Below are 18,389 nucleotides of genomic sequence, written 5' to 3'. Positions count from 1 at the left end.
GGTTGACGAAGGCGGCAATCACATCGACGTCCCCGGTCCCGCCCTCCATGCTCTGTTGATCCTGGACCCGGCGCAGTAACGCAATCTGGTCCCGTAACTCGGCTGCACGTTCGAATTCGAGATTGATCGCCGCCTCTTCCATCCCGGCGGACAACTCGTCAGTCAGTGCATTGCTGCGCCCTTCAAGAAACATCACCGAATGGCGGACATCCTCGGCGTACACCTGCGGCTCCACCAGCCCGACACAGGGCGCCTTGCAGCGTTTGATCTGGTATTGCAGGCATGGGCGCGTGCGGTTCTTGTAATAACTGTCTTCGCATTGCCGAACGAAAAACGTCTTTTGCAGCAGGCTCAGGCTTTCGCGGATCGCGCCAGCACTCGGATAAGGCCCGAAATACTTGCCCTTGGCCTTTTTCGCGCCGCGATGAATGCTCAGGCGCGGAAACTCTCCGTCGGAGAGAAAGACGTAGGGGTAGGATTTATCGTCGCGCAGCAGGATGTTATAGGGCGGGCGCCATTCCTTGATCAGCGTCTGCTCAAGCAGTAAGGCTTCGGTTTCGTTGGCGGTGATCGTCGTCTCGACCTGGGCGATACGCGCTACCAGCGCGGCGGTCTTGGGGGCAAGCCCGGTCTTGCGAAAGTAGCTCGACAGGCGATTCTTGAGGTTCTTCGCCTTGCCGACGTAGAGCAACCGCGCTTCGCTGTCGAACATGCGGTACACACCGGGGCGCCCGCTAACGGTCGACAGAAAGGCGCTCGGATCAAAGGTGTCGTTCATTTTCAGAGGCTGGCGTCGACCATGCCATGACGAACCGCCAACAGCGTCAACTCGACATCACTGCTGATCGAAAGCTTTTCGAAGATGCGGTAACGGTAGGTGTTCACGGTTTTCGGGGACAGGCACAGTTTATCGGAAATGATCTGTACTTTCTGGCAGCCGACGATCATCAGCGCGATCTGGATTTCCCGCTCCGACAAGGCATCGAAAGGCGAATCGTTGGTCGGCTGGAAGGACTTGATCGCCAATTGCTGGGCAATTTGCGGACTGATGTAGCGTTGCCCGGCAAACACCAGGCGAATGGCCTGGACCATTTCCGGCAAACCTGCCCCCTTGGTCAGGTAACCTGCCGCACCGGCCTGCAACAGCCGCGTAGGAAACGGGTCCTCTTCACACACGGTCACCGCGACGACCTTGATATCCGGATGACTGCGCAATAATTTTCGAGTGGCTTCAAGACCGCCGATACCCGGCATCTTGACGTCCATCAACACCACATCGGGTTTCAGCTCGCGCGCCTTGATCAGGGATTCCTCACCCGACTCGGCCTGGCCGACTACTTGCAGGCCATCGATGTCAGCCAGCATTCGTGTAATGCCTGTACGAACGAGATCATGGTCATCGACTACTAGCACCCTAATCAAGCAGACACCTCGCGATTTGGTCTTATTGGGTTGTCAGACACCTTAGCAAAAAGCATCTGGCAGACCTAGCGGAAAGCGTCAGATTAAAAGTTTCAATTCATCTTGAAAGGCTTGCCGCAAGCGTGTTGCAGCGATCCAGGCAGGGAATATCCAGCTGCATCCTCAGGAAACATTCGTCCTTGCCCACTACCCTCAATCCCTTGCGCTCGTACAACGCTTGCGCCGGGTTGTTTTCGAAAACCGTCAGGCGCAACGCCGGACGCCGCTCCTGGCGCGCCAGAATCAGTACCTGATCGATCGTCCAGGATCCAGCGCCCTGCCCACGAAACGCTTCGACGATATGCAATTCACGGATATACAAGGCCCTGGCGTCACGGCTCAGGCTGACATAACCCAGCACTTTGTCGCCCCATGCGATCAAGCGGTTGTCCCGCCCGGCCCAGGCCACGTCAAACGCTTCGTCCAGCCACAACAGGTCATGCTCAATGTAGTAACGCAGCATGCCCCTACGGGTCAGTTCGCGGGCAAATTCCAGGTCATCCGGTATTGCCGGACGCCATTGGCATTCCATCATTCCAGCTCCACGGCGAGGGTCAGGTGCGTCCTTGTGACGATATGTTTTTTATTGAAGCGCAGAGTGTGTCACAACCTTCGGGGTACTCAAGCGATAGAAAGGGACGACGTTGGCCGATAGCATTTTCTGATTGAATCTGCGTACCGGCCTCTAGTAAGCTCGACCCATCCATCGGAGACAGACCATGTTCAACGCCCTCTTACAGCTTGGTACCGCCAGCGCCCCGCGCTCGGTTGCTGCTGCCCGGGTGAACGACGGTTGTGCTCCGGTCAGCTTTTATTTTGGGTATTGGTTTAGCCACTGGCGCGCCTGATACCCACACGGCGCCCACTTTAAACGGGTCGCCACCAGAGAATTCTCAACCCCCGGTCGGCCTCCCGACCGGGGGTTTTGTTTTTTCGGCCCCAACACTTTTAGCGACACACCAGACATTCAGAGGATTAAGAACATGAACTACGCCACTTATTACCGTTACGACAGTTTTACCGCCTGGCGATTTACCACCCTCCGCTCGGGACAGCCTGCCGCCTCCGATCGGTCACCCACAGGTGGCAAGCACACACACGCAGCCAATCCGGCCAATTGTCGAACACCCCAGTAGGGCCGAGCGCGCGGGCACGAACCCGCCACCAGCCCAGGAAGCCTTGAATATGAACTCGTCCGTCTCTGCACTGCCGCTGTCCACCTTGAGCCCTGCCAATGAAGCGCTGACCTTGCGCCTGCCCAGCTCATTGCAACTCAAACAGCAATTGCCCCTCGGCAACGCCCTGACCCGGCAAGTCACCGCCCACCGCCAGGCAGTTCGCGCGATCCTCAACGGTGAAGATTCCCGCCTGCTGGTCATCGTCGGCCCCTGCTCGATACACGATCCCGAATCAGCCCTCGAATACGCTGGCAACCTTGCCCGCCTCGCCGCCGAAGTCAGCGACGAAATGCTGCTGGTGATGCGTGCCTACGTCGAAAAACCCCGTACCACGGTTGGCTGGAAAGGCCTGGCCTACGACCCGCACCTCGATGGCAGCGATGACATGGCCGCCGGCCTGACGCTGTCCCGCGAGTTGATGCGCGAAATGCTCCGCCTGGGTCTGCCCGTTGCCACTGAACTGCTGCAACCGATGGCGGCCGGCTACTTCGATGATCTGTTGAGCTGGGTCGCAATTGGCGCCCGGACCACGGAGTCGCAGATCCATCGGGAAATGGCCAGCGGCCTGGGCATGCCTGTAGGGTTCAAGAACGGGACAGACGGCGGTGTTGGCGTCGCCAGCGATGCCATGCGCTCCGCCGCCCATCCCCATCGCCATTTCGGTGTCGATAGCCAGGGGCATCCGGCGATCATTCAAACCCCGGGTAATGCGGACACGCACCTGGTACTGCGCGGCGGCCATCGCGGCCCGAACTACGACAGCGCCAGCATCGCCCAGGTGAACAGTGACCTGACCAGGCTCAGGATTCCGGCCCGAATCATGGTCGATTGCAGTCATGCCAACAGCGGCAAAGACCCGTTGCGCCAGCCAGCCGTTTTCAACGATGTACTTGAACAGCGCCTGCAAGGTGATCGTTCGCTGATCGGCATGATGATCGAGAGCCATTTGTTCGAAGGCTGCCAGCCATTGAGTTCGTCATTGAGATACGGCGTGTCGGTGACCGATGGTTGCCTCGGTTGGGCCGGGACAGAACAGTTGTTGCTTGAAGCGGCAGATCGGCTGCGAGCGTCAAACAACGCCTGATAATCGACATCATCCGTGCGCCCTCCGGCCTTCATGGGAAGACTGGAGGGCAAATGGCAATCAATGTCCCATCAGGGACTGCACTTGAACCAGCGTCACCCCCGATTGCTGTCGGGTGCCGTCAAGGCGCTCGACTGAATAGGAAATACGGATCGCCGAATCTCGATGTTCCCTCCAGAACGGGTAGGGAATGATGAACACCAACGGCTCGCCAGCGGTGTCCCTGGTTATTTCGCGGTCGTCATGGTGATTGAGTTTCTCCCCGTCGCACTCCAGGTAAATCCGTTCTCCTTTTTCAGCGCTGGCGTTCTCGATGACGACGGTCACGCCATCCTGCGCATCCTGCAGGTCCACCCAACCTTCGTCGGCTTCCAGCACAGTGGGTGCTTGCAGTGGTCGGCGCTCCAGTATGCCAATCATCAGTGCCGTTACTTCAGAATAACGAGGCCCCTGCCCTGCTTGCTTGACGCAATAATCGACGGACACTGAGGAGCCCAGATTCAGCGTAATGCACTCCGGACTGACCCAAAACGACAGTTCGTCCCCCACCGCGAAGGACTCGACCTTGAGTGCATCACTGAAACTTGAGTCGACCGAAACGCCCGCCCAAGTCAGCAACACCCAGTCGCCCGCCGCCATGCGCGCATAGGGTTTGATCGTAACGATCGCCCCTTCTTTCACCCTATCGGGATCAAGCGTTCTACCCACCGCATCGTTCACCGTCGCGGGCAACAGGTCGCATTGCACGTCACCGACACTCAACTGCAGACGATGGGAATGCACGGGCTCGGCAAATCGGGTGCTCGTCAGTGAGTAACCGATTTCCAGTGAGCCACCCTCAAGCGCCGCGATATGTGCACTACCTACGGCAAAGATGATGTCCTCGCCGACCCGTTCCTCACTGACAAAACGCGCCACCTGATGATTGCAGGCGAGGCCATCGGCATCCAGCCCCGCCCAACTCAATAGTAATTTGTCGCCGCAGGTCATGCCTGGATACGGCTGGACCCTGATGACGGCTTTTTTGTCAGAAGGGTTCAGAACACCGTTTTGCGCCTGCTCCAGCATGGGAGGTGGTAATGGTTGCTGCGCGAGATTCAAGGTATCGGGTTCATAAGCAGTCATTCATTCGCTCCATTCCCTGGAATAGACACCGGACAGGTGGCCGGCTCTGGACGGCTATTTAACCCCATGGCAAACAATCGCGATGTCGGCCTCAAACGCCGACCCGCTCGGAAAGTCGATACATGCAAAGTAGGTCTTTGATCAGCAACAAGGTGATTGCCGCGAAAAGTCCTCAATCGATTCCGACCAAGGCTTCAGCCACTCGTGGGTATTCGCACTTGTTCTATTCCGTTTTCCGCAAGTTTCGCCGGACTTTTCATACATCGCGCCAACCTCGAGTGTTTTAGAGTGAAGCGCCATGCAGTCCCAATGAACTTCTGCGTAAAGGTATGAACATGCAAAGGAATGCAAGCACTTGTTACCCAATACTGCTGGTCCACGGCCTTTTCGGCTTCGAAAGAATCGGCAAGTTCGAGCTCTTTCACGACATCAGGCAGGCGCTGAGGAACGCCGGAGCCAGGGTGTTCGTTCCCCACTTGTCGGCCATCCATGACAACGAGGTACGCGGAGACCAATTGCTCGCACAGATCGAGCGGGTACTGGAAGGAACCGGTGCACACAAAGTCAACCTCATAGGTCATAGCCAGGGCGCACTGACCGCACGTTATGCCGCAGCGATTGCGCCACACAGCGTGGCATCGGTCACCTCCGTCAGCGGGCCGAACCATGGTTCGGAACTGGCCGATTTCCTGCGCAAGGCATTGACACCGGGCTGCCTGCCGGAACATGTGGCCGAGACAGTGGTGACCCTGTTCGCCGACTTCCTCGCGGCATTAAGCGACAATCAGTATCTACCGCGGAACGCCATTGCCGCCCTCAACGCGCTGACCACCGAAGGCGTAGGCGCATTCAACGACAAATACCCACAAGGACTGCCAGCCACCTGGGGTGGCAAGGGGTGCGAACGGGTCAACGGTGTTCATTACTACTCGTGGAGCGGCGTGCTGCCGTCGAATGCGCTCGAAGAAGGGCTTTATGCGCTCGATCCGTTCAACGTCTTATGCCGAGCCCTTTCCGGTTATTTCGTCACGGAAAGCGAGCAGAACGACGGTTTGGTCGGTCGTTTCAGCTCCCATCTGGGAACGGTTATCCGGTCCGACTATCCACTGGATCATCTGGACACCATTGGCCAGCCGGCCGGTCAACTGCGTAAAGGTGTCAACCCGATTGAACTGTATGTCCAGCACGCCAGGCGCTTGAGGGACGCCGGCCTTTGAGGTCCGACTGCCGCGGATCCCGCGTGGAACGGAACTTTGAGGAGAAATAGCTCACTGAATCCGGTAGGCTCAGCACTTTATCGAGTATTGAAAGGAGTATTTTCCCATGGCTAAAGCCACTGCCCGTCACATCCTTGTTGCCTCCGAAGCCAAGTGCAACGAACTCAAGGCCCAAATCGAGGCTGGCGCCGATTTCGCCGAAGTTGCCAAGGCAAACTCCACCTGCCCTTCCAGCCGCCAGGGCGGTGACCTGGGTTCGTTCGGTCCGGGCCAGATGGTCAAGGAATTCGACACCGTGGTCTTCAGCGCACCGCTCAACGTGGTCCAGGGCCCGGTCAAGACCCAGTTCGGTTTCCACCTTCTGGAAGTGACCAGCCGTCAGGACTGATCGACGCTTGAGCTATTCACTCAACGGCCCGCCTATTGGTGGGCCGTTGTGTTTTCAACGCGCAATACGGCTGGCGAGGGACGCGCCGCTAGCGTACAAATTGTCGTTAACGACCTCCCGGTTCTAAGGCTGACAATGCGACTGGCTTTCCCTACTTTGCTGTTCACAGCCGTGGCCCTGCTGATGGGTGCCTCGGGTGTGCATGCGGCACCGCAACCGGCAATGACCGTGTACGGCGAACCGGCGAAATACCCTCCCGGCTTCAGTCATTTCGCCTACACCAACCCGCAGGCCCCCAAGGGTGGCACGATGCGGCGCTCGGCGATTGAAATCGGTCAGTTCGACCATGTTTTGCCTTACATCGACAAAGGCATCGGCGTTACACAGATTGACGGCTTGATCTACTCGCCACTGGCCCAACGCTCGCTGGACGAGCCTTATACCGTTTACGGTCTGGTGGCTGAGAAGATGGAGCGTTCAGAGGACGGCCTGTCCCTGCGCTTTTACCTCAACCCCAAGGCGCGTTTTGCCGATGGCAAACCGATTACCGCCCAAGACGTGCGCTACACCTTCGACCTGCTGATGACCCAGGGCAGCCTGCGCTACCGAACCCAATTCGCCGACGTCAAAAGCGTCGAAGTGGAATCGCCACTAACCATCCGCTTTGATTTCAAGAACAACGAAAATCGCACCCTGCCCCTGGATATCGCAACCTTGCCGGTGTTTCCCGAACACTGGTGGAAGAGCCGCGATTTCGCCGGTGGCGGCGGCTATGAAGCGCCGCTGGGCAGCGGTCCCTATACAGTCGGCAAGATCGATTCGGGGCGCAGCATCACCTTCGAGCGCAACCCCGATTGGTGGGGCAAGGATCTGCCGGTCAGCCGTGGCCTGTACAACTTCGATCATTTCAGCATCGAGTACTTCGGCGATACCGACGTGGCGCGCCAGGTGTTGCGCGGCGGCGCCTTTGACTACAACCGGGAATTTTCCGCCACCGCTTACTCCATCGGCTACGAAAGCCCGGCCCTGAGCGATGGTCGCCTGCAAAAAGCCCACCTCGCCACAGAGGCGCCGCAACCGGCCCAGGGTTTTGTGTTCAATCTGCAAAAGCCCATGTTCCAGGACCGTCGCGTGCGTCAGGCGCTGGTGATGCTGTGGGACTTCGAGTGGAGCAATCGGCAGATGATGCGCGACATGTACATCCGCCAGCAGAGCTTTTTTTCCAATACCGATCTCGCGGCCCGGCAACTGCCGGATGCGGGTGAGCTGGCGATTCTCGAACCGTTGCGCGGGCAGATTCCCGACGAAGTCTTCACCAAAGTGTTCGAGGCGCCGAAGACCGATGGCAGCGGCGTGATTCGCGACAAGCAGTTGCAGGCCCTGGACTTGCTCGAACAGGCCGGCTGGAAACCCGATGGCGACCAACTGGTCAATGTCCACGGCGAGCCGCTGAGCTTTACGTTCCTGGTCAGTCAGAACGGCATGGACCGCCTGCTGTTGCCCTATAAACGTACGTTGAAACAGATCGGCATCGACCTGAACATCCGCCGCATCGACTCGTCCCAGTACGTCAATCGCCTGATGAGCCGCGACTACGACATGATCGTCACCGGCTACCCGGTCACCACTTCCCCGGGCAACGAACTGCTCAATTATTTCGGCTCGGCGGCGGCCACCGACCCGGGATCAAACAACTACATGGTCTTGCAGAACCCGGCAGTGGACACCCTGATCACCGGGCTGATCCGCGCCAATACCCAGGCCGACATGCTGCATTACGCCCATGCCCTGGACCGGGTGCTGCAATGGAACTACTACTGGATTCCCAACTATTACCCGCCGGGCACCTCAACGGTGTGGTGGAACCGTTTCGGCATCCCGAACGTGCAAGCGAGTAATGACGAAGCCATCGAGAGCTGGTGGGAGATGAGCACCACGCCATTGACCAACCAACAGATGACGGCCGAACGTATCAGCCGTGGCAGACCCGGAGGGCCGCACTGATGTGGGCTTACATATTGCGGCGCCTGCTGCTGATCATTCCGACGCTGGTAATTATTCTTCTGGTCAACTTTGTCATCGTCCAGGCCGCACCGGGCGGGCCGGTCGAACAGGCCATCGCGCACCTGCAAGGCATTGGCGGCGCTGCGGTCGGCGGCGGTTCCGGCGAGTCCGTGAGCGGCAAGTCCCGGGCCAGTCGCGGTCTCGACCCGCAGCTGATCAAGGACATTGAAAAGCAGTACGGCTTCGATAAACCGGCACACGAACGCCTCTGGTTGATGCTCACCAGCTACGCGCGCCTGGACTTCGGCAAGAGTTTCTTCCGCGGCGCCACCGTCACCGATCTGATCCTCGAAAAAATGCCCGTGACCATTTCCCTCGGACTCTGGGCGACGCTGATCACCTACCTGGTGTCGATTCCCCTGGGCATCCGCAAGGCCGTGCACCATGGCAGCCAATTCGACATCTGGAGCAGTACCGCGATCATCATCGGCTATGCCATGCCGGCGTTCCTGTTTGCGATGTTCCTGATCGTAGTCTTTGCCGGTGGCACTTCGCTGAACTGGTTTCCGGTCCGCGGGTTGGTCTCGGACAACTTCGAATCGCTGTCGACCCTTGGCAAGGTGGCCGACTACTTCTGGCATCTGGTGTTGCCTGTGACCGCCCTGGTGATCGGCGGATTCGCCACGCTGACCATCCTGACCAAGAACTCGTTCCTCAATGAAATCACCCGCCAGTACGTGGTCACCGCCCGAGCCAAGGGCTTGAGTGAACGACGGGTGCTCTACGGGCACGTGTTCCGCAACGCCATGCTGCTGGTGGTGTCGGGCATTCCCCAGGCGTTCATCAGTGTGTTTTTTGCCGGCTCCCTACTGATCGAGGTGATCTTCTCCCTCGACGGCCTCGGCCGCATGAGCTACGAAGCGGCGGTATCCCGGGACTATCCGGTGGTGTTCGGCTCGCTGTTCATCTTTACCCTGTTCGGCCTTCTGATAAAACTGGTCGGCGACCTCTGCTACACCCTGGTCGACCCGCGTATCGACTTCGCCGCGAGGAACGCCTGATGCTCAAGCTTTCACCGCTGGCGCGTCGCCGCTTCGAGCGGTTCAAGAAAAACCGTCGGGGCTGGTGGTCGCTCTGGCTGTTTGTCGGCCTGTTCCTGATGACCCTGGGCGGCGAACTGATCGCCAACGACAAACCGCTGATGGTCAGCTATCAAGGCCAGTGGTACTTCCCGGTCTTCAAGCGCCACACCGAACAGGAGTTCGGCGGACAACTGCCGTTTCAGGCCGACTACCGCAGCGACTACGTGCAGAAGCTGATCAGGAAGGACGGTGGCTGGTTGCTGTTTCCGCCGATTCCGTTCAGTGATGACACCCCTAACTACGACCTGAACAAACCCGCCCCCAGTCCGCCCTCCAGCATCAATTGGCTGGGCACCGACGACCAGGCACGGGACGTTCTGGCCCGGGTGATCTTCGGTGCCCGGGTGTCGATCCTGTTTGCCTTGATGCTGACCTTTGTCAGTGCCCTGATCGGCATCGCGGCCGGAGCCCTGCAAGGCTATTACGGCGGCTGGGTGGACTTGCTCGGCCAGCGTCTGCTGGAGGTGTGGTCCGGGTTGCCGGTGTTGTACCTGCTGATCATCCTGTCGGGCTTCGTCGAACCGAATTTCTGGTGGCTGCTGGGAATCATGGCGCTGTTTTCATGGCTGGCCCTGGTGGACGTGGTGCGCGCCGAGTTCCTGCGCGGGCGCAACCTGGAATACGTCAAGGCCGCGCGCGCGCTGGGCCTGACCGACCGCAAAGTCATCGTGCGGCACATTCTGCCCAACGCCATGAACGCGACCTTGAGCTACTTGCCGTTCATTCTGACCGGGGCGATTTCCACCCTGACGGCGCTGGACTTCCTCGGCTTCGGCATGCCTGCGGGCAGCGCGTCCCTGGGTGAACTGATCGGCCAGGGCAAGCAAAACCTGCAAGCGCCATGGCTGGGCCTGACGGCGTTCTTCACCCTGGCGCTGATTCTTTCTTTACTGGTGTTCATTGGCGAAGCACTGCGCGACGCTTTTGATCCCCGGTCTTGACCCTTGCTCTTGATGCGGATGTTGATATGACCAATCTGATCGAAATCCGTGACCTCAGCGTGGCCTTCAGTGGCCAGTCCGTGGTGCGCAATCTGTGCCTGGACATCCGCCCCGGCGAATGCCTGGCGCTGGTGGGCGAATCGGGCTCGGGCAAGTCGGTGACGGCCCACTCGATCCTGCAACTGCTGCCGCAAACAGATACCGAGACGACAGGCAGCATCCGCTATCGCGGCCAGGAACTGGTGGGCGCCGATGCCGGCAAGTTGCGCAAACTGCGCGGTAATCGCATCGCGATGATCTTCCAGGAGCCGATGACCTCCCTCAACCCGCTGCACAGCATCGAAAAACAGATCGGTGAAACCTTGCTGGTGCACAAAGGCCTGGCGGGCAAGGCGGCGCAAGCGCGGATCCTCGAATTGTTGCATCTGGTAGGCATCCAGAAACCCGAAGAGCGCCTCAAGGCCTATCCCCACCAATTATCTGGCGGGCAGCGCCAACGGGTGATGATCGCCATGGCCCTGGCGTGTGAACCGGAACTGCTGATTGCCGACGAACCGACCACCGCGCTGGATGTGACGGTGCAGCGCAAAATCCTGCTGCTGCTCAAATCCCTGCAACAGCGGCTGGGCATGTCGCTGCTGCTGATCAGCCATGACCTCAATCTGGTGCGCAGCATCGCCCAGCGCGTGTGCGTGATGAAGGCCGGGGAAATCGTCGAGCAGGCGCCGTGCGAAACCCTGTTCACCGAACCCAGGCACCCATACAGCTGCATACTGCTGCACGCCGAACCCGAGGGCGAAGCCTTGCCCCGGGACGAGCGCGAAAACGTACTGGAGGTGGACAACCTGCAGGTGCGGTTTCCTGTCGGTGGTGGCCTGTTTCAGCGCAAGACCTGGCTGCGTGCAGTGGATGGCATCAGCCTGAATATCCAACGCGGCAAGACCCTGGGCATCGTCGGCGAGTCCGGTTCGGGAAAGTCCACCCTTGGCCAGGCGATCCTGCGTTTGCTCGACTCCGAAGGCGGTATTCGCTTTCAAGGCCAGGCGCTGGACGGTCTGACGCAAAAACAGCTACGGCCGTGGCGCAAGAAGATGCAGGTGGTGTTCCAGGACCCTTTCGGCAGCCTCAGCCCGCGAATGTCGGTCGCGCAGATCATCAGCGAAGGCCTGGAAGTGCACAGCCAGTTGAGCACTGAAGAGTGCAATGCCGAAGTGATCCGGGCACTGAACGAAGTCGGCCTTGACCCCCAAAGTCGCCATCGCTATCCCCACGAGTTCTCTGGCGGGCAGCGTCAACGTATCGCCATCGCCCGGGCGCTGGTGCTGAAACCGGCACTGATCCTGCTCGACGAACCAACCTCGGCGCTGGACCGCACGGTGCAAAAACAAGTGGTCGCCCTGCTCCGTCAGCTTCAGGAAAAGTACGGATTGACCTATCTGTTCATCAGTCATGATCTGGCAGTGGTGCGCGCCCTGGCCCACGACATGATCGTGATCAAGGACGGGAAAGTGGTGGAGCGCGGCGCCAGCCATGAGGTGTTTGACTCACCGCAGCATCCGTACACCAAGGAGCTATTGGCGGCGGCGATGTTGGGGCAGGCATAATCTGGCCGTTAAACCGCGTTGCGGCCTTCGCGAGCAAGCCCGCTCCCACAGTTGATCGGTGTCGTTCACAGTCCCATGTGGGAGCGGGCTTGCTCGCGAAGGGGCCGCCACAGGCAATAAATCATCAGGATCAAACCCATGAACACCACCGAAAGCCTCAAGGACTACCAGCGCGTTCGCTTGCTGGCGATCCGTTCGCTGTTCGAAATCATCGAACAATCAAGCGAGGGCACGGTGATTGTCGACCGCGATGCCAACATCGTCTGGATGAACGAGCGCTATGCCCGACGCTTCGGCCTGCCATCGGCCGAAGTCGCGATCGGCAAGCCCTGCGAAAGCGTGATCCCCGGCAGCCTGCTGCGTGAGGTGGTGCGCACCGGCCGGCCGATTCTGCTGGATATGCAAGACACCTCCAAAGAACCGCTGGTGGTCATGCGCCTGCCGATTCACGACGATGCCGGCGTAGTCATCGGCGCCATCGGTTTCGCCCTGTTCGACGAATTGCGCAGCCTGTCGCCGATGCTCAAGCGCTACATGAGCATGCAGGAAGAACTGGCCTCCACCCGCTCGCTGCTGCGGGCGCGGCAGACCAGATACAACTTCGCCCACTTCATCGGCACCAGCGCCGCCAGCCTGGAAGTCAAACGCCGCGCCCGGCGCAGTGCGAGCACCGAATCGCCGGTATTACTGCTCGGAGAAACCGGTACCGGCAAAGAGTTGCTGGCCCAGGCGATTCACAACGCCTCGCCCCGCGCGCACAAGGCGTTCGTGAGCATCAACAGCGCAGCGATTCCTGAATCGCTGCTGGAGGCCGAATTCTTCGGCACCGCCCCAGGCGCGTTTACCGGTGCCGACCGCAAGGGCCGCGCCGGCAAATTGCAGATCGCCCAGGGCGGCACGCTGTTCCTCGACGAAATCGGCGACATGCCGCTGCCCCTGCAAAGCAAACTGCTGCGTGTGCTGCAGGAAAAGGAATTCGAGCCGGTGGGCTCCAACGAAGTGATCCAGAGCGATGTGCGGGTAATCGCCGCGACCTCTACGGACCTGGAAGCCGCGATCAAGCGCGGCGAATTCCGCGCCGACTTGTACTACCGGCTCAACGTGCTGCCGATCCAGGTTCCGCCCCTGCGTGACCGCCTCGATGACGTGCCGGCGCTCAGTGAGGCCATTCTCGAAGAACTGCGCAGCCAGCATGAATTGCACCACGAGGCCCTGGAACTGCTGGGGCAACACGCCTGGCCGGGGAACATCCGGGAGCTGCGCAATGTGCTGGAGCGGGCCGCGCTGCTCAGTGATGATTTGCGCCTGACGGTGGCGGACATCCGCGGGGCGATCGGTACATTCATACCGGTGGAACGCGTGGCGCCCTTGACCATCGAACCGCTTGCCCACGAGACGTTCAGTGTGGCGCGGGAGCGATTTGACCGGCAATTGATCGAAACCACCCTCGCGCAATGCGGGGGCAAGGTGGTTGATGCGGCGGCGCGGCTGGGGCTGGGGCGGTCGACGTTGTACAAGAAAATGGCGGCGCTGGGGATTGCCGAGTCTCAATAGAGAGACAGCAATCTCCATTGATAGATAGATCATCGCGAGCAAGCTCGCTCCCACATTAGACCTTGTTCTACTGAACTACTCCGTCCCCCTGTGGGAGCGAGCTTGCTCGCGATGAGGCCAGCACCATCGCCAAAAGTCTCGAAGTAGAGACAAAGCATTCGAACCCAGCCCACAAGAATCAAATATATCCTTATATTTCAATAACTTAACAAGATGGCACAAAACTCGCTATACGCCTCTCCCACCAGGCTTCACCCAACAAAAATAACAACCCAGGAGACACACCATGAGTGTGATCATTGCCTTGGCAGCCCTCGCGCTGCTGATGCTGGCTGCCTACCGTGGCTACAGCGTTATCCTTTTTGCCCCGATTGCCGCCCTCGGCGCTGTCCTGCTGACTGACCCGTCTGCCGTCGCCCCCGCTTTCACCGGGGTGTTCATGGAAAAAATGGTCGGCTTCATCAAGCTGTATTTCCCGGTGTTCCTGCTCGGCGCGGTGTTCGGCAAGCTGATCGAACTGTCCGGTTTCTCGCGCTCCATCGTCGCGGCAGCCATTCGCCTGCTCGGCACCCGCCAGGCGATGCTGGTGATCGTGCTGGTCTGCGCCTTGCTGACCTACGGCGGCGTATCGTTGTTTGTGGTGGTGTTCGCGGTCTATCCGTTTGCCGCTGAAATGTTCCGCCAGAGCAACATCCCCAAGCGACTGATCCCGGCGACCATTGCGCTGGGCGCCTTCTCGTTCACCATGGACGCCCTGCCCGGCACGCCACAAATCCAGAACATCATCCCCAGCACCTTCTTCAACACCACCGCCTGGGCAGCGCCGTGGCTGGGCGTGATCGGCACGATCTTCGTGTTCTGCGCCGGCATGCTGTTTCTCCAGCGCCAGCGCAACAAGGCCCAGCGTACCGGTGAAGGCTATGGTTCGGACCTGCGCAACGAGCCGGAAACCGCCCCCGACCTGAAGCTGCCCAACCCGTGGCTGGCGCTGTCGCCACTGCTGGCGGTGGGCATCATGAACCTGCTGTTCACCCACTGGATTCCGCAGGTGTACGGCAAGACCCACAGCCTCGCGCTGCCGGGCATGGCCACGCCGGTGACCACGGAAATCGCCAAGCTCACGGCGATCTGGGCGGTACAGGCAGCCCTGCTGGTCGGCATCCTCATGGTGCTGGTGTTCGGCTACAAGGCGATCAGCCGAAAGCTGGCCGAAGGCAGTAGAAGTGCGGTCAGCGGTGCCTTGCTGGCGGCGATGAATACGGCCTCGGAATACGGTTTCGGGGCGGTGATCGCGTCCCTGCCGGGTTTCCTGGTTCTGGCCGACTGGCTCAAGAGCATTCCCAACCCGCTGGTCAACGAAGCGATTACCGTGACCCTGCTGGCCGGCATCACCGGTTCCGCCTCTGGCGGCATGAGCATCGCGCTGGCGGCGATGTCCGAGCAGTTCATCAGCGCAGCCCATGCGGCGAACATTCCGCTGGAAGTGCTGCACCGGGTCGCCGCGATGGCCAGCGGCGGCATGGACACCCTGCCGCACAACGGCGCGGTGATTACCCTGCTGGCGGTCACCGGGCTGACCCACCGCGAGGCTTACAAAGATATTTTCTGTATTACGCTGATCAAGACCCTGGCGGTTTTCGTGGTGATCGGCACTTTCTACGCCACTGGCATTGTGTGAGGTATTCATGACGACTCTTTCGGGCAAGACCGCACTGGTCACCGGCTCCACCAGCGGCATCGGCCTGGGGATCGCCCTCAGCCTGGCCAAGGCTGGGGCCAATCTGATCCTCAACGGCTTTGGCGATGCCTCCCAAGTGATCGCCCAGGTGCAACAGTTTGGCGGCAAGGTCGGCCATCACCCGGCCGATGTCAGCGATCCGGCGCAAATTGCCGACATGATCGCCTACGCCGAGCGCGAGTTCGGCGGCGTCGACATTCTGGTCAACAACGCTGGCATTCAACACGTGGCAGCGGTGGATGAGTTTCCGGTGGAGCGTTGGGATTCGATCATCGCCATCAACCTGTCGTCGGTGTTCCACAGCACCCGCTTGAGCCTGCCGGGCATGCGCGCCAAGGGCTGGGGCCGGGTGATCAACATTGCCTCGGTGCATGGCCTGGTCGGTTCGGTGGGCAAGGCTGCCTATGTCGCCGCCAAGCATGGGGTGATCGGCTTGACCAAAGTGGTCGCGCTGGAAACCGCAACCACCCAAGTCACCTGCAACGCGATCTGCCCAGGCTGGGTATTGACGCCGCTGGTGCAAAAGCAGATTGATGATCGTGCCGCCAGTGGAGTTGACCCGCAGCAGGCGCAGCACGATTTGCTCGCTGAAAAGCAGCCATCGCTGGAATTCGTGACACCGCCGCAACTGGGTGAACTGGTGCTGTTCCTGTGCAGCGAAGCCGGCAGCCAGGTGCGGGGCGCGGCGTGGAATGTTGATGGTGGGTGGTTGGCACAGTGACTGGCTGATAGACCCTTGTGGCGAGGGGGCTTGCCCCCGTTGGGTGGCGAAGCCGCCCCAAACACTCACAGACGATTCAGGTTGTCTGATTCACGACTGCTTCGCAGCCGAACGGGGGCAAGCCCCCTCGCCACAAAAGCCGGCGCCACATCAGCCTGTGTGAAGGCATAAAAAAGAAGAGGCAAACCATGTCCGACATCCTCTGGCAACCCGACGCCAAACGCATTGGCAAGACCCGCATGGAAGCCTTTCGCCGCTTCATCAATCAGCGACACCACCTCAAGATCGACGACTACCCTGCCCTGCACCAGTGGTCCATCGATCAACGCCCGGACTTCTGGCAGGCCATCGTCGATTTCTTCGACATCCGCTTCCACGATCAGCCCAACGCCGTGCTGCTCGAAGGCCCCCGGATGCCCAGCGCCCAATGGTTCCCCGGTGCAACGCTGAACTTTGCCGAACACCTGCTACAGCGTCGCGACGATGCGATCGCCGTGATAGCCGTCGGCGAAAACGGTCAGCGTGAACATTTGACCTGGGCTGAACTCGCCGAACAGGTCGCCGGTTTTCAGAATGGCTTGATCGCCGCCGGTGTCGGTGTGGGTGACCGGGTCGCCGCGTGCATGCCCAACACCTGGCAGACACTGGTGGCCATGCTCGCCACCACCAGCCTTGGCGCTATCTGGTCCTGCTCCTCACCGGACTTCGGCACCCAGGGGGTGGTTGACCGTTTCGGTCAGATCGAACCGAAAGTACTGGTGACCTGCGCCGGCTACCGCTATGCCGGCAAGGAGATAGACCAGACCGCCAAGGTCAACGAGATCCTCCAGCGCCTGCCTTCGCTGCAGCAGCTGATCGTCGTGCCTTACGCTCGGCCACAGGCGCACATCGAAGAATTCCACACCCAGGCCAACGTGACGCTGTGGGACGATTTCTACGAACCCGGCGGCGAGCCGGATTTCGTCCCCGTGCCCTTCGCCCATCCGCTGTACATCCTCTACTCCAGCGGCACCACCGGCGTGCCCAAATGCATCATCCACAGCACCGGCGGCGTGTTGCTGCAACACGTCAAGGAACACGGCCTGCATGGCGATCTAGGCCCCGGTGAACGGCTGTTCTACTACACCACCTGCGGCTGGATGATGTGGAACTGGTTGGTGTCGGCACTGGCCACAGGCAGCTCCGTGGTGCTGTACGATGGCTCACCGTTCCAGCCCGATCCACAACGCTTGATCGACCTGATCGACGACGAACGCATCAGCGTCTTCGGCACCAGTCCCAAATACCTCGCAACCCTGGAAAGCAGCGGTATCAAGCCCCGTGAAAGTCATGACCTGAGCAGCCTCAAGACATTGCTTTGCACCGGCTCGGCGCTGTCGCCGCACAGTTACGACTTCGTCTATCGCGACTTCAAGGCTGACGTGTGCCTGGCTTCGATGTCCGGCGGCACCGACATCGTCTCGTGCTTCGTCAACGGCAACCCGATGTCGCCCGTGCGGCGCGGCGAAATCATGGGCAAGAGCCTGGGCATGGCCGTTGAAGTGTGGAACGACGAAGGCCACCCGGTGATCGGTGAAAAAGGCGAACTGGTCTGCACCCGGCATTTCCCGGCGATGCCCATTGGCCTGTGGAACGATCCTGATGGCGAGAAACTGCGCAAATCCTATTTCAGCCTGTTCCCCGGCGTCTGGGCCCAAGGTGATTACGCCGAACAATTGCCCCATGGCGGGATGATGATCCACGGACGCTCCGATGCCGTTCTCAACCCCGGCGGCGTGCGCATCGGCACAGCGGAAATCTATCGCCAGGTGGAAAAAATCCCGCAGGTGCTCGACAGCGTGGCCATCGGTCAGCAATGGCAGGATGACGTGCGGGTGGTGCTGTTCGTACGCTTGCGCGACGGGCTCGAACTGGACGAGGCCCTGCAACGGCAGATCCGCCAGGTGATTCGCGCCAATACCACGCCGCGTCATGTGCCGGCGAAGATTGTGGCAGTGACGGACATTCCCCGGACCATCAGCGGCAAGGTCGTTGAGCTGGCGGTGCGCAATGTGGTGCATGGGCAGAAAGTGAAGAACACTGATGCCCTGGCCAATCCCGAGGCGCTGGAGCAGTACCGAAACAGGCCCGAACTCCAGTCTTGAAGCGCCACAAAAACCTGTGGGAGCGGGCTTGCTCGCGAAGGCGGCAGGTCAGCCAACAAAGATGTCGACTGACACGCCCTCTTCGCGA

15 protein-coding genes are annotated in these 18,389 nt (G+C 60.1%); 11 read left to right on the top strand and 4 right to left on the bottom strand.

From position 1 onward, the window contains the following. The 3 genes from uvrC to KGB29_RS15130 all read right to left on the bottom strand — a co-directional run. Positions 1–778: excinuclease ABC subunit UvrC (uvrC, locus tag KGB29_RS15140; protein ID WP_223616450.1), on the bottom strand; the 778-nt coding region annotated here is incomplete at its 3' end. A 2-nt stretch (positions 779–780) separates the two neighbouring features. Further along, the gene (gene uvrY, locus KGB29_RS15135) at positions 781–1,422 is read right to left on the bottom strand and encodes a UvrY/SirA/GacA family response regulator transcription factor (RefSeq protein ID WP_032829778.1); all 642 of its coding nucleotides are present in this window, start codon (positions 1,420–1,422) and stop codon (positions 781–783) included. A gap of 97 nt (positions 1,423–1,519) precedes the next feature. Then, the gene (locus KGB29_RS15130; RefSeq protein WP_150814112.1) at positions 1,520–1,993 is read right to left on the bottom strand and encodes a GNAT family N-acetyltransferase; all 474 of its coding nucleotides are present in this window, start codon (positions 1,991–1,993) and stop codon (positions 1,520–1,522) included. A 653-nt stretch (positions 1,994–2,646) separates the two neighbouring features. Here KGB29_RS15130 and KGB29_RS15125 point away from each other — a divergent pair. Then, positions 2,647–3,723: a 3-deoxy-7-phosphoheptulonate synthase gene (locus KGB29_RS15125; RefSeq protein ID WP_150814074.1), complete on the top strand. Its 1,077-nt coding sequence runs from the start codon at positions 2,647–2,649 to the stop codon at positions 3,721–3,723. Positions 3,724–3,783: 60 nt separating this feature from the next. Here KGB29_RS15125 and KGB29_RS15120 read toward each other — a convergent pair whose 3' ends face one another. Next, complete coding sequence (locus KGB29_RS15120; protein ID WP_150814073.1) at positions 3,784–4,848, bottom strand: hypothetical protein; 1,065 nt, start codon at positions 4,846–4,848, stop codon at positions 3,784–3,786. Between the two features lie 335 nt (positions 4,849–5,183). Here KGB29_RS15120 and KGB29_RS15115 point away from each other — a divergent pair, with 335 nt between their 5' ends. The 10 genes from KGB29_RS15115 to KGB29_RS15070 all read left to right on the top strand — a co-directional run bounded on the left by KGB29_RS15115 (position 5,184) and on the right by KGB29_RS15070 (position 18,301). After that, a complete protein-coding gene (locus KGB29_RS15115) occupies positions 5,184–6,065 on the top strand; it encodes an esterase/lipase family protein (RefSeq protein ID WP_150814111.1) in 882 nt (293 codons plus the stop codon). A 106-nt stretch (positions 6,066–6,171) separates the two neighbouring features. Continuing rightward, on the top strand, positions 6,172–6,453 hold the full coding sequence (locus tag KGB29_RS15110) for a peptidylprolyl isomerase (protein ID WP_008051985.1): 282 nt from the start codon (positions 6,172–6,174) through the stop codon (positions 6,451–6,453). A gap of 135 nt (positions 6,454–6,588) precedes the next feature. Further along, positions 6,589–8,457: an extracellular solute-binding protein gene (locus KGB29_RS15105; RefSeq protein WP_150814072.1), complete on the top strand. Its 1,869-nt coding sequence runs from the start codon at positions 6,589–6,591 to the stop codon at positions 8,455–8,457. After that, positions 8,457–9,518: a microcin C ABC transporter permease YejB gene (locus KGB29_RS15100; protein ID WP_102671498.1), complete on the top strand. Its 1,062-nt coding sequence runs from the start codon at positions 8,457–8,459 to the stop codon at positions 9,516–9,518. The genes KGB29_RS15105 and KGB29_RS15100 overlap by 1 nt, the downstream gene beginning before the upstream one ends. After that, complete coding sequence (locus KGB29_RS15095) at positions 9,518–10,540, top strand: ABC transporter permease (RefSeq protein WP_150814071.1); 1,023 nt, start codon at positions 9,518–9,520, stop codon at positions 10,538–10,540. The genes KGB29_RS15100 and KGB29_RS15095 overlap by 1 nt, the downstream gene beginning before the upstream one ends. A 26-nt stretch (positions 10,541–10,566) precedes the next feature. Further along, the gene (locus KGB29_RS15090) at positions 10,567–12,144 is read left to right on the top strand and encodes an ABC transporter ATP-binding protein (RefSeq protein WP_150814070.1); all 1,578 of its coding nucleotides are present in this window, start codon (positions 10,567–10,569) and stop codon (positions 12,142–12,144) included. 138 nt (positions 12,145–12,282) lie between these two features. Further along, positions 12,283–13,698: a sigma-54 interaction domain-containing protein gene (locus KGB29_RS15085; protein ID WP_150814069.1), complete on the top strand. Its 1,416-nt coding sequence runs from the start codon at positions 12,283–12,285 to the stop codon at positions 13,696–13,698. Positions 13,699–13,984: 286 nt separating this feature from the next. Continuing rightward, positions 13,985–15,376, top strand: a complete 1,392-nt coding sequence (locus tag KGB29_RS15080) for a GntP family permease (RefSeq protein ID WP_150814068.1) — start codon at positions 13,985–13,987, stop codon at positions 15,374–15,376. A 7-nt stretch (positions 15,377–15,383) separates the two neighbouring features. Beyond that, positions 15,384–16,157: a 3-hydroxybutyrate dehydrogenase gene (locus KGB29_RS15075; RefSeq protein ID WP_154859795.1), complete on the top strand. Its 774-nt coding sequence runs from the start codon at positions 15,384–15,386 to the stop codon at positions 16,155–16,157. A gap of 188 nt (positions 16,158–16,345) precedes the next feature. Beyond that, positions 16,346–18,301, top strand: a complete 1,956-nt coding sequence (locus KGB29_RS15070) for an acetoacetate--CoA ligase (RefSeq protein ID WP_150814470.1) — start codon at positions 16,346–16,348, stop codon at positions 18,299–18,301. Positions 18,302–18,389 lie beyond the last annotated feature (88 nt).

Source organism: Pseudomonas sp. BF-B-30 (assembly GCF_019956305.1).
In the GTDB taxonomy this organism is placed as follows: Bacteria; Pseudomonadota; Gammaproteobacteria; order Pseudomonadales; family Pseudomonadaceae; genus Aquipseudomonas; species Aquipseudomonas jessenii.
This window is presented reverse-complemented; position numbering and strand designations above follow the sequence as displayed.